This window comes from Flavobacterium sp. (genome assembly GCF_028689845.1).
In the GTDB taxonomy this organism is placed as follows: Bacteria; Bacteroidota; Bacteroidia; order Flavobacteriales; family Flavobacteriaceae; genus Flavobacterium.
The window spans coordinates 1-12,228 of record NZ_JAQVCH010000049.1 but is presented as its reverse complement, the minus strand read 5'-3'; the positions used below and the strand labels follow the sequence as shown (position 1 = coordinate 12,228).

The following is a 12,228-nucleotide window of genomic DNA, read 5'->3' as shown; positions in this document are numbered from 1 at the left end:
TCTTCAATTATATCTAAATGAGTTTGTTTACAAGTTAAATAGAAGATATTTTGAAGAAAAACTATTCGATAGATTAGTAATTGCTGGCATTACAGGATTATGACAAAAAACGGACAATCAAAAAATAATTTCTATAAAATTAAATAGAAGTCGCAACATAACATAAAAAACAAAAACGCATGCACAATTTAATATAAAATGATTAGAAATTTTTTTTTTAATTCTTTTTATAATTGATGTACAAATTAATTTAGTCTTTTGATTTCTTTATTTTTTTTTTACCTTCGCTACTCAACAAAATTAAAATTCAATTGAGAAGAAGCCTAAAAATGCTAAAATCAATATGATTTTAAATCTATTTTAAAAACAATCTCACTTTGATTATAGCAATTTGTATTTTATTGGTCTTAGCCTATGTATTTGATGTTTCATCCTCAAAAACAAAAATACCTTCTGTTATTTTATTACTAGTTTTAGGCTGGACGGTTAGACAAATTGCTGAATTTGTGAAAATTCCCATTCCAGACTTAACCCCAATTTTACCTGTTTTAGGAACTGTTGGATTAATTCTTATCGTTTTAGAAGGTTCATTGGAATTAGAACTTAATAAATCGAAATTCATTTTGGTTGGCAAAACTTCTTTGATGGCTTTATTACCAATGCTTGTAGTGAGTTTTGGGTTGGGCTATGCTTTATATTATTTTGGCGATATTGATTTTAAAATCGGACTCGGGAATGCCATTCCTTTAGCGATTATAAGTAGTGCAATTGCCATACCGAGTGTGCAAAATTTAAATGGCTTTAAAAAGGAATTTGTGACTTATGAAAGTAGTCTTTCAGATATTTTTGGTGTAATCTTTTTTAATTTCATCACCTTAAATGCCTATATCGGAACACAATCCGTAGGGAATTTTCTTTTACAATTGTTTATTATCTTGGTTATTACCATTATTTCCACCTTGAGTCTTGCTTTTTTATTAAGCAAAATTAAACATTCCGTTAAATTTGTTCCTATTATATTAATGATAGTTTTAATCTATGCCATTTCAAAAGAATATCATTTACCTGCTTTAATTTTCATTTTATTATTTGGTCTTTTTCTCGGAAATTTAGATGAGTTAAAGCATATTGCTTTTATTGAAAAACTGCAGCCTGATCTTTTAAATAAAGAAGTTCACAAGTTCAAAGAATTAACGGGAGAAATCGCTTTTTTAATTCGCTCTTTATTCTTTTTATTATTTGGATATTTAATTGAAACGGCAGAATTGCTTAATACGGAGACTATCATTTGGGCAGTAGGAATTACCATTGGCATTTTTGTCGTTCGACTCGTTTTTTTAATGCTTTTTAAAATTGCATTGATGCCTATTTTATTTATTGCTCCCCGAGGATTGATAACGATTTTATTGTTTTTAACGATTCCTATAAGTCAAATTACGGCATTAGTCAATAAATCATTAATTATACAAGTCATCATCCTTAATGCTTTAGTAATGATGTTTGGTTTAATTATTAATAAAAAGGAACACGTTGAGCCCAAAAAGTCAGCCAATTAATCAAATCGTATCGCTTTTACTGGAGCTATTTTTGTAATGATAAAAGAAGGAACCAACAATACCAAAAAACTAACTAAAATAGTTCCTAAATTGAGTAGAAAAATATAAAACCAATTGATATAAACTGGAGCTTCACTTACATAATAGTTTTCAGGATTTAACTTCACAATACCAAAATGTTGTTGAGCTAGCATCGCTAAAATGGCAATTATATTCCCCCATATCAATCCTCTCAATATAATATGAAAGGCATTGAATAAAAATATTTTTCGAACTGTCCAATTCGTTGCTCCTAACGCTTTTAAAATCCCAATCATTTGAGTCCGTTCCAATATTAAAACCAATAATGCAACAACCATATTGATGGTCGCGACTACTATCATAATCACTAAAATAACAAGAATATTAAAGTCGAAAAGTTGTAGCCATTCAAAAATATAAAAATATTTATCTACAATAGTTTTACTATCAAACATATACGAAGTTTGTTCATAAACTTCCTCTCCTTTTTGTTCAATTTTAGTAAAATCATCAATAAAAACTTCAAAGGAACCAACTTCGTCAGACTTCCAGCGATTGATGCGTTGCACATGTCGAATATCGCCCAAAATAAAAGTTGCATCAAATTCCGGAAAGCCTGAATTGTAAATTCCAGCAATCGTAAATACACGAAGATTTGGCAATTCATTACTGTCTTCTTTCATAAAAAAAGTATTGAATTTATCTCCTACTTTTAACAAAAGACGATTGGCCAAGAATTGAGAAATGAGCACTTCTGCATTCAAATCCCCAGAAACATTGGGCACTTTTCCTTCAACAATATATTCTTTTAAATTTTCCCACTTATAATCACTTCCAACTCCTTTAAATATAATGCCTTCAAAAGCGGTTTCTGTTCTGATAATTCCTGCCTTACTAGCAATAGCTTGGATGTGATTGACTCCTTGAACCGAATTAAATGTTGGATAAAAATCTTGTTTTGTAGAAATAGGTGTTTTACTCACTTCTGATTGATTATCATCAAAGTTGGCAATTACAATATGACCATTAAAAGCCGAAACTTTTTGGCGTATTTTTTGCTGTAATCCTAAACCTGTAGCCACAGAAATAATCATCATAATGATGCCAATCGCTATTGCGGCAATGGCAATTTTTATAATTGGTTTAGAAATACTACTTTTATGCTGTTTTGCCGTAGTAAGTCTTTTGGCTATAAAATATTCTAATTTCAATGGAATTGGATTTGTTGCAAATATAGTTTTTTTTATGTTCCCAAGTCACTGAACAACTGAGCTACTCTGGTTTTGGATTTTAATTAATTGATTATGAAATATTATTTTTTGAGTTTAAGTTTATTGTGTTTGTTGGTGTATTGCGGAAGTGGTAAGAAAAATGAGCCTAAAATAAACAACAAGTCAACTGACCTACCGCTGGCTGAAGTTATAAAAACACAAGATTTAAAAACAGGTGCAGAAAATCAAACTGCCTATTTACCTTTGCTTAAAGGTAAAAAAGTGGGCATAGTAACAAATCAATCTGGAATCATAAACCGAATTGAGGTCGTCGCGAAAGCAATTCCAAAAAACACAATTGTACGCCCTACAACCCACCTTGTCGATTTTTTATTGGAACAAGAAATTAATCTTCAAAAAATTTATGCTCCAGAACACGGCTTTCGTGGCACGGCAGATGCTGGTGAAGTAATTAAAGATGGAAAAGATACCAAAACTGGGTTGCCAATTATTTCGCTTTATGGCGATAATAAAAAACCAAAACCAGCACAATTAGCTGGAATTGACGTCATGGTTTTTGATTTACAAGATGTTGGGGCACGATTTTACACCTATATTTCTTCTTTACATTATATCATGGAAGCATGTGCAGAAAACAACATTCCGCTTCTCGTTTTAGATAGACCAAATCCGAATGGAAGCATTGTTGATGGGCCGATTTTAGAAAAAGAAAACACCAGTTTTGTGGGAATGCATGAAATTCCGGTATTACACGGAATGACCATTGGCGAATATGCTCAAATGATTAATGGTGAAAAATGGTTGAAAAATGGCATCCAATGCGACTTAAAAGTAATTCCGTGTTTGAATTACAAGCGAACAATGGATTATCATTTACCTGTAAAACCTTCGCCAAACTTACCCAATTCGCAAGCAATTAATCTTTATGCAAGTTTATGTTTTTTTGAAGGAACAAATGTCAGTGTTGGCCGTGGCACAGAAAAGCAATTTCAACTGTACGGTTCGCCATTTCTGCCAAAAAGCAATTTTAGTTTTACACCAAAACCGAACGAAGGAGCAAAAGACCCCGTGCATAATGGCAAACTTTGTTATGGAGAAGATTTATCAAAAATTGAAAAAGTATCCAAATTAGAATTGAAATGGTTGTTGAAAGCGTATCTAGAAACTTCGGATAAATCGAACTTTTTTAATTCCTTTTTCACCAAATTAGCTGGAACCAAAAAATTACAAGCACAAATTGAAAACGGAATTTCAGAAATTGAAATTAGGAAAAGTTGGGAAAATGGATTGATTGCTTTTAAAGAGATGAGAAAGAAGTATCTAGTTTATTAGAAAACAATAGGTTTTAGGTTGTTGGTGATAGAATTTAGGAAAGTCTTACTGCTTTACAAAGGCAATTTCGATTTCATCTTCTCCACAATATTATAGGCAGCCGGACAAACAGCCACATTCTTCAAAGTTAAATCCGTAATTTGGTTGAACTTTTTTCTATCTGTATGTGGAAATTCGCGACACGCTTTTGGTCGAACGTCATAAATAAAACATTTGTTATCACTTTCTAAAAACGCACATGGAACACGTTGTAAGACATAATCGTTATCTTCATCAACACGCAAATACTGTTCTATAAATTGTTGTGGTTTTTGTTTAAAATGTTTTGAAATTCGTTCAATATCCGCATTGGTAAACAAAGGCCCGGTTGTTTTACAACAATTAGCACAATCCAAACAATCTGTTTTTTTAAATTCAGCGTCATGCAAATCTTGCATAACGTAATCTAAATTCTTAGGCGTTTTCTTTTTTAACTTATCAAAATACTTTTTGTTTTCGATATGCTTATCTTTGGCTAGTTTTTCCAGTTCGTTTAAGGCAGGTTTCAAGTTTAATCTTTAAAGTTGAATCGCAAAGTTAAACAACTTCTAAAACAAATAATTAAAAAGCAGGAAAGATTGCTTTGCTTTGTACCTCGCAACTCCCCACAACGACACTATGAAAGATTTATTTGGAAAAGCTATTTTAGATTATCAAACCGGAAATAATCCTGAAGATTTAATTACAGAAACCTCTATATCAGAAGCAGACGAAATGAGTGTGGCCTATTTATTTCGAGATTTTTCAGAAATGCCTAAGCTTGAACAAAAAGCCTTAGAACTATCAAAAGGGAGGGTTTTGGATGTTGGTTGTGGTGCCGGAAGTCACAGCTTGTACCTTCAAAACGAGAGAAATTTGGCGGTAACTTCAATCGATATTTCACAAAATGCAATTAAAGCTTGCGAATTAAGAGGTTTAAAAAATGCTATCGTTCAAGATGTCATGCAGTTGAATAATGAAAAATTCGACACCATTTTGCTTTTAATGAACGGTGCTGGCATGTGTGGCCGTTTAAAAAATATTGGAAAATTTCTAGAAAAATTGAAATCACTATTAACAGAAAATGGTCAGATTTTACTAGATAGTTCAGACATCATTTATATGTTTGATGAGGATGAAGAAGGCGGAAAATGGATACCGGCTGAGATGGATTATTATGGTGAACTTGTGTTTGACATCCACTATAAAGGTGAAAAGGAAGAACCTTTTAATTGGATGTATATCGATTATAACACCTTACAAAATGCCGCTCACGCGAATGGTTTGCAATGCGAATTAATTCTAGAAGGCGAACATTTTGATTATTTAGCGAGATTGAAAAAGTAAATTTCAATTCGAAAATTGAAAATTTAAAAACTAAGGAATATTCAAATATTTGTGCGTTTGCAATGAAACTCTCCATTTAGGATTATTCATCACATAGTCCACAATTAAAGGTGTCATTTCTTCTTTTTTACTCCATTCTGGTTGTAAAAATAAAATCGCATTTGGATTTACTTTTGAAGCTTGTTCTTCGGCAAAAATAAAATCATGTTTGTTATAAATGATAACTTTCAATTCATTAGCTATCGCATATGCTTCAACAACAGGTAATTTATTTTTCTTTGGCGAAAGGCAAAACCAATCCCATTGTCCAGTTACCGGATAGGCTCCAGAAGTCTCTATGTGTACTTGAAGTTCACTTTCTTTCAACTTTTTAGTTAAAAAAGTCATGTCCCACATTAAGGGTTCGCCGCCGGTGACGACTACTGTTTTGGCATGTTTATATGCGTTTTCTACAATAATTTCCGTCGAAGTTGGCGGATGAAGAGCTGCATTCCAACTTTCTTTCACATCACACCAATGGCAACCCACATCGCAACCACCAATTCTGACGAAATAAGCCGCTGTTCCAGTATGATAACCCTCGCCTTGAATGGTGTAAAACTCCTCCATCAAAGGCAACATTTCGCCTTTATCAACCGCCAATTGTGTTTCTTTCTTTAACATTTTAACTAAAAATAGTTGGCAAAGATAGTGAATTTGAAAAGGAGAAATTTCAAAATTTGAAAATGATTGCTTTTGAAATCTAATTGCTTTTACTACTTTTGATAGATAAATTTAGAATAATGAGCAAAACAGAAGAATTCAGTAAACATATTACAGACGGTTATACTTGTAAAGGCGATTTTATAACGCTTGGTGGTGCCATTTTAGATGGAGAGCCCGTGCCAAATGTTCATGTAAAAATTCCTTTAAAAACCTTGAATCGTCATGGATTAATTGCTGGAGCAACCGGAACTGGAAAAACAAAAACCATTCAAGTATTGTCTGAACAGCTTTCGCAAAACGGAATTCCAGTTTTGATGATGGACATCAAAGGCGACTTCTCTGGAATTGCAGTTCCTGGAGAAGAAAAAGCCTTTATTACTGAAAGACATGCTAAAATTGGATTACCCTATTCTACTAAAGGATTCCCAGTAGAATTAATGACTATTTCTGAACAAAATGGTGTTCGGTTACGGGCGACTGTCTCCGAATTTGGCCCTGTTTTATTCTCTAGAATTTTAGATTTAAATGATACGCAAACAGGAATTGTTTCTATTATTTTTAAATATTGTGATGATAATAAATTCCCTTTATTAGATTTAAAAGATTTCAAAAAGGTGTTACAATATTCTACCGATGATGGAAAAGCGGCTTTTGAATCGGAATATGGAAAAATTTCTACTTCAAGTACAGGAACTATCCTAAGAAAAATCATTGAGTTAGAACAACAAGGTGCGGAACTATTTTTTGGAGAAAAATCATTTGAAGTCGCTGATTTAATGCGAATTGACGAAAACGGAAATGGCTACATTAACATCATGCGTTTAACTGATATTCAAGATAAACCAAAGTTGTTTTCGACGTTTATGCTAAGTTTATTGGCCGAAATTTACAATACGATGCCAGAACAAGGCGATGCTGGACGACCAGAATTAGTAATTTTTATTGATGAAGCCCATTTGATTTTTGACCAAGCCAGCAAAGCTTTGCAAGATCAAATTGAAACGATTGTAAAATTGATTCGTTCTAAAGGAATTGGTGTTTATTTTATTACTCAAAATCCAACAGATGTTCCCAATGGTGTTTTAGCTCAATTAGGTTTAAAAATCCAACATGCTTTGCGAGCTTTTACAGCAAATGATAGAAAAGCCATCAAAATGACTGCCGAAAATTATCCGCTTTCAGATTATTACAAAACCAATGAAGTACTAACCCAATTGGGAATTGGCGAAGCGTTTGTGACAGCATTAAACGAAAAAGGAATTCCAACGCCATTGGCTGCGACGATGTTGAGAGCTCCAATGAGCAGAATGGATGTTTTATCTGAAGCTGAAATTGACGCTAGTATTGCCAAATCGAAATTGGCAAAAAAATACAATGAAGTGGTGGATAGAGAAAGTGCTTATGAAATTTTAAGTAAGAAAATAGAAGCAGCACAAATTCTATCAGAGAAAGAAGAGATTAAAAAAGCGGAAGAAAAAGTAACTAAAAAAACGACAACTAGACCAGAACCGCAAAGTCAAACCACTAAAGCGGTGGTAAAAGTGTTGACTAGTGCCACTTTTATTCGAGGAGCGATGGGGGTTTTGATGAAAATGTTTAAAAAATAACAAGATTTTCAAATTAAGTGAAAGGAATTATAACTATTGGATTGTTAATTTTATCAAATGTTTTTATGACATTAGCTTGGTATGGTCATCTAAAATTTAAAGAATTAAAGTGGTTTGAAAATGCTGGATTAATCACTATCGTTTTAATTAGTTGGGGACTAGCTTTATTCGAATACTTTTTTCAAGTGCCAGCAAATAGAATTGGTTATGAAGGGAATGGTGGACCATATTCACTATTGCAATTGAAAGTTATTCAAGAAGTCATCACATTAGTAGTTTTTGTGGGCTTTTCAATGATTTTCTTTAAAAATGAAAACTTTAAATGGAATCATTTTGTAGGTTTTTGTTTTTTAATACTAGCCGTTTACTTTATTTTTAAAAAATAATATGAAAAAATATTTTATTCAAAAAACACCTTTTATTGTTCCAACCACCGATGGCAAACGTATTGAAGAGCATCACGGAATTGCAACTACAGGAAACAAGGATATTTCAATTGCTCACATGATTGCTCCGCCAAAATGGAGTGAACCTTTTCAAATACCTGAATTTGAAGAATATACTTTTATTATTTCAGGCAAAAAACAATTTATTATTGAAGATGAAATTATCGTTTTAGAAGCGGGACAATCTATAAAAATCGAAGCAAATACTCGAGTTCAATATTCCAATCCGTTTGATGAACCTTGTGAATATATTGCGGTTTGCAAACCTGCTTTTGATTTTAACAAAGTGCATCGAGAAGAATAAAATTTAAAAATTTTAAACTTTAAATGAATAAGTTGAAATTTGGTTTTTTTACTAAGAATTTAATAATGAAATAATCTTTTTCTCCACTCGTTCACTACTCCAATCTGCATCAATATTAGGCAATTGCATAATTTCTTCCATTATTTTATTTTGCTTTTCACCAATAGCAAGAGCTTCGGCGTAAGGCTGTAAACTAAATGTTACTCGGCTATAAAGTGGCATCCATTTATCCGGATGTTTTTCAGAAAACCATTTTTCAATTTTCTTCTGCAGTAAAAACTTCTCATCAGCTGTTTTTGCACTCATTTCCATAAAGTTCTGGTAAGAAAGTTCGGCAATTGCATCCGTATTGGGTTTACGCGATTTTTGATACTCTTCAAAAATGGTTTCCCAATTATCGCCATATTTTAAAATCATTTCATTTAAAATAGTGATATCTTCAAAACCAGCGTTCATTCCGTGACCATAAAAAGGAACAATCGCATGACAAGCATCGCCAATCAATGCCACTTTATCATTATGTGTCCATGGATAACATTGCATGGTAACCAAATAACTCTTAGGATTTTTAAAAAAATCTTCTACTAAATCTGGAATCACCTCTTTAGTATCTGGAAAATATTTTGCAAAAAATTCTAATAATGTTTTTTCGTCATTCAAACTTTTAAAGGAATCTTCTCCTTCAAAAGGCATGAATAACGTGCAAGTAAATGAACCGTCTAAATTAGCCAAAGCCATCAACATAAAATTACCGCGAGGCCAAATATGTAGTGAGTTCTTATCAATTTTATAAGTCCCATCAGGATTGGCAGGGATGTGCAATTCTTTGTAGCCAATTTTTAAAAATTCTTGCGAATAATTGAACATACTTTGACGTTGCATGCGGTGTCTAATTCGCGAAAAAGCTCCATCAGCACCAAAAACCTTATCGTACTTTAAGGAAGTCCACTCACCTCTTTCGGTTTCTCCAATGTGTAACGTGGCATCCGCTAAGGAAATGTCCCAAATTCGATGCTCAAAAAAGAATTCAACTCCAGCATCTTCAGCTAAATCAATCATTTTACGATTTAAAATCCCTCGTGATAATGAATAAATAGCTTCCCCTTCCTTTCCGTAATATTGGGTGGTGTAACTTCCATCTTGCAGATGAATCCCTCGCTTATCAACGGGTATGCCAATTTTTTTAATTTCTTCTGTTATTCCAATATCATCTAAAGCTTTCCATCCGCGATTTGACATAACTAAATTAATGGAACGCCCTGAAAATTCTACTGTTCGAATGTCTGGACTTCTATCAAAAACATGAACAGTATGTCCGAATTTCTTTAAATAAATAGCCAATAAAGTCCCTACTAATCCGGAACCTACAACGGCGATTTTTTGTGGCGTCTGCATGATTGAAAATGAAAAATTGGACTACAAAAGTAAGCAATACAAAATTATTAATTCAGGTTATGAACAGTAAAGTTTAGGTTTTGAAACATTTTGTTTAACTTTTTGTATTTTTAGTTGAACATTCTTTATATTTGACAAAAATAAAGTTATGATACAATTTACTAAAGCTGATTTTCAAAACCTTGCTAAGATTCCAAAAATTAATTTAATCAACGGTTGCACGGGATACAAATCGGCAAATTTGATCGTCACAAAAAGTAAAGAAAACGCAACCAATGTAGCCATTTTTAGTAGCATCACTCATTTGGGAAGTGATCCTGCCCTACTCGGTTTTATACTTCGACCAACAACTGTACAGCGAAATACGTATCGAAATATCCAAGAAAACCTATATTTTACGGTAAATCATGTAACAAAGGGCATGATTTCTGACGCACACCATACCTCAGCGAGTTATGACGAATTTACCTCAGAGTTTGATAAAACAAATCTAGAAGAAGAATACCTACATCACATTTCAATTCCTTTTGTAAAAGGCAGTCCAATTCAACTACTCTGTAAATATGTGAACGAATATGAAATAAAAGAAAACGGAACGATTCATATTATCGCTTCGATTGAACAGATTAATGTCGCAGAAAATATCATCCAAAAAGAAAATTGGCTTCGCTTAGATTTAGGAGATATTGTTACTGTAAATGGATTAGATACTTATTGCTTACCTAAAGTTATCGATCGCTTTGAATATGCTCGTCCAAATGTTCCCACAAAATCAATGCTAAAAAATGGCTCATAAAAAAGTAAATCTTCCCGAAAAAATTTGCTTGGTTTGTAAATTACCTTTTTCATGGCGAAAAAAATGGGAGAAAAACTGGGAGGAAGTGAAGTATTGCAGTGATAAATGTAGATTAAATAGAAATTGCAATAATAAAATTACAAATTCCAATAAAAATGAATAATCTAGTTTGGTTTAGAAATGATTTACGCGTTCAAGATAATAATTCTCTTTTTGAAGCCAGTAAAAATACGAACAACGTAATTGGTGTTTATTGTTTAGATCCAAGGCAGTTTGAAATAAATAAACACGGATTTAAAAAAACAGAAAAATTTAGAGCCAAGTTTTTATTGGAAACCTTACGGGATTTAAAAAACAACCTGGCTAACTTAAATATTCCATTCTACATTTTTCATGATATTCCTGAAAATGTAATTCCACAATTGGTAGATGAACATGCTATTACATCCATTTTTTTACAAAAAGAATGGACGCCCGATGAAGTTTTAATTAATACTAATGTTAAGGCTAAAATAAACCTGTCTGAAATTAATTGGATAGAAACTTACGATCAGTTTTTGTTTCATCCTAGCGATATTCCTTATACTAGTTTTGATGAAATTCCAGAAATTTTTACCGAGTTTAGAAAAAAATGCGAAAAAGAGAGTAAAATTCGTCCTTGCGTTTCGGTCGCTTCAATGCCAAAAGAAAATTTCTTTGAAACCTCAATGATAATTCCGAGTTTGGAAGATTTAGGATTAGAAAGTTTCAAGTTACATAAAAACTCAGCTTTTCCTTTTCGTGGTGGCGAAACGAATGCGTTAATGAGAATAGAAAATTATTTTTTTGAAACCGAAAATTTGTCTGTTTACAAAAAAACAAGAAACGGATTAATTGGAAAAGATTATAGTTCTAAGCTTTCTGCTTGGTTGGCCAACGGAAGCATTTCGGCACGAACTATTTATTGGCAAGTACAGAATTATGAAAGAGAAATTTGTAAAAATGAAGATACGTATTGGTTAATTTTTGAATTAATTTGGCGTGATTATTTTAAATATATTTCTTTAAAACACGAAGATAAAATTTTTAAATTAAATGGTATTTTAGGCAAAGAATACGATTGGAAAGTTAGCGATAAGGCCTTTAGACAATGGACAAACGGCAACACACACGAACCTTTTGTAAATGCCAATATGATAGAATTGCAAAAAACGGGTTTTATGAGCAATCGCGGTAGGCAAAATGTAGCGAGTTATTGGGCGAAAGAATGGGAACAAGATTGGAGAATTGCTGCAAAATATTTTGAAAGTATGCTGATTGATTATGATGTTCATTCCAATTATGGAAACTGGATGTATAATGCAGGTGTTGGGAATGATCCTAGAGATAGAAAATTCAATATCAAACGACAAGCAGAAATGTATGATGGGAAAGGGGAGTTTCAAAAGCTTTGGAGTTAAAAAGTAATGGGTTGTGGGTTGTAGGTTGTA

13 protein-coding genes and 1 pseudogene are annotated in these 12,228 nt (G+C 32.6%); 10 read left to right on the top strand and 4 right to left on the bottom strand.

What is annotated here, in order from left to right; all coding sequences use genetic code 11:
• Together PHR76_RS12705 and PHR76_RS12700 are read left to right on the top strand one after the other, a co-directional pair.
• Positions 1–103, top strand: a pseudogene (locus PHR76_RS12705) (IS1595 family transposase); the annotation flags it as partial.
• Positions 104–377: 274 nt separating this feature from the next.
• The gene (locus PHR76_RS12700; RefSeq protein WP_300063395.1) at positions 378–1,556 is read left to right on the top strand and encodes a cation:proton antiporter; all 1,179 of its coding nucleotides are present in this window, start codon (positions 378–380) and stop codon (positions 1,554–1,556) included.
• Here PHR76_RS12700 and PHR76_RS12695 read toward each other — a convergent pair.
• Complete coding sequence (locus PHR76_RS12695) at positions 1,553–2,788, bottom strand: FtsX-like permease family protein (protein WP_300063392.1); 1,236 nt, start codon at positions 2,786–2,788, stop codon at positions 1,553–1,555. The two genes, PHR76_RS12700 and PHR76_RS12695, sit on opposite strands and share 4 nt — an antisense overlap.
• A gap of 93 nt (positions 2,789–2,881) precedes the next feature.
• On the opposite strand from PHR76_RS12695, the gene PHR76_RS12690 reads away from it, so the two are divergent.
• Positions 2,882–4,141 (top strand): DUF1343 domain-containing protein, encoded by a 1,260-nt coding sequence (locus tag PHR76_RS12690; RefSeq protein ID WP_300063389.1) that lies wholly within the window; start codon positions 2,882–2,884, stop codon positions 4,139–4,141.
• Between the two features lie 53 nt (positions 4,142–4,194).
• Here PHR76_RS12690 and PHR76_RS12685 read toward each other — a convergent pair whose 3' ends face one another.
• Positions 4,195–4,689, bottom strand: coding sequence for a YkgJ family cysteine cluster protein (locus tag PHR76_RS12685; protein ID WP_300063386.1), 495 nt, complete (start codon positions 4,687–4,689; stop codon positions 4,195–4,197).
• Between the two features lie 109 nt (positions 4,690–4,798).
• Here PHR76_RS12685 and PHR76_RS12680 point away from each other — a divergent pair, with 109 nt between their 5' ends.
• Complete coding sequence (locus PHR76_RS12680; protein WP_300063383.1) at positions 4,799–5,506, top strand: class I SAM-dependent methyltransferase; 708 nt, start codon at positions 4,799–4,801, stop codon at positions 5,504–5,506.
• A 30-nt stretch (positions 5,507–5,536) separates the two neighbouring features.
• Here the strand turns inward: PHR76_RS12680 and PHR76_RS12675 are convergent, their stop codons facing one another.
• On the bottom strand, positions 5,537–6,169 hold the full coding sequence (locus tag PHR76_RS12675; protein WP_300063380.1) for a 7-carboxy-7-deazaguanine synthase QueE: 633 nt from the start codon (positions 6,167–6,169) through the stop codon (positions 5,537–5,539).
• 119 nt (positions 6,170–6,288) lie between these two features.
• Here PHR76_RS12675 and PHR76_RS12670 point away from each other — a divergent pair, with 119 nt between their 5' ends.
• The 3 genes from PHR76_RS12670 to PHR76_RS12660 are packed head-to-tail and all read left to right on the top strand — an operon-like array spanning position 6,289 to position 8,568.
• Positions 6,289–7,818 (top strand): helicase HerA-like domain-containing protein, encoded by a 1,530-nt coding sequence (locus PHR76_RS12670; protein WP_300063377.1) that lies wholly within the window; start codon positions 6,289–6,291, stop codon positions 7,816–7,818.
• A 17-nt stretch (positions 7,819–7,835) separates the two neighbouring features.
• Complete coding sequence (locus tag PHR76_RS12665; protein ID WP_300063374.1) at positions 7,836–8,204, top strand: DMT family protein; 369 nt, start codon at positions 7,836–7,838, stop codon at positions 8,202–8,204.
• Position 8,205: 1 nt separating this feature from the next.
• Positions 8,206–8,568 (top strand): cupin domain-containing protein, encoded by a 363-nt coding sequence (locus PHR76_RS12660; RefSeq protein ID WP_300063372.1) that lies wholly within the window; start codon positions 8,206–8,208, stop codon positions 8,566–8,568.
• Between the two features lie 51 nt (positions 8,569–8,619).
• On the opposite strand, the gene PHR76_RS12655 is transcribed toward PHR76_RS12660, so the two are convergent.
• Positions 8,620–9,963, bottom strand: a complete 1,344-nt coding sequence (locus PHR76_RS12655) for an NAD(P)/FAD-dependent oxidoreductase (RefSeq protein ID WP_300063369.1) — start codon at positions 9,961–9,963, stop codon at positions 8,620–8,622.
• Positions 9,964–10,111: 148 nt separating this feature from the next.
• On the opposite strand from PHR76_RS12655, the gene PHR76_RS12650 reads away from it, so the two are divergent.
• From PHR76_RS12650 to PHR76_RS12640, 3 genes are read left to right on the top strand one after another with little or no spacing between them, the layout of a single operon-like run.
• Positions 10,112–10,759, top strand: a complete 648-nt coding sequence (locus PHR76_RS12650) for a flavin reductase (RefSeq protein ID WP_300063365.1) — start codon at positions 10,112–10,114, stop codon at positions 10,757–10,759.
• Positions 10,749–10,922 carry a DUF2256 domain-containing protein gene (locus PHR76_RS12645; protein WP_300063362.1) on the top strand — a complete coding sequence of 58 codons (174 nt, stop codon included), beginning with the start codon at positions 10,749–10,751 and terminating at the stop codon, positions 10,920–10,922. The genes PHR76_RS12650 and PHR76_RS12645 overlap by 11 nt, the downstream gene beginning before the upstream one ends.
• The gene (locus PHR76_RS12640; RefSeq protein WP_300063359.1) at positions 10,915–12,198 is read left to right on the top strand and encodes a DASH family cryptochrome; all 1,284 of its coding nucleotides are present in this window, start codon (positions 10,915–10,917) and stop codon (positions 12,196–12,198) included. Before PHR76_RS12645 ends, PHR76_RS12640 begins: the two co-directional genes overlap by 8 nt.
• Positions 12,199–12,228 lie beyond the last annotated feature (30 nt).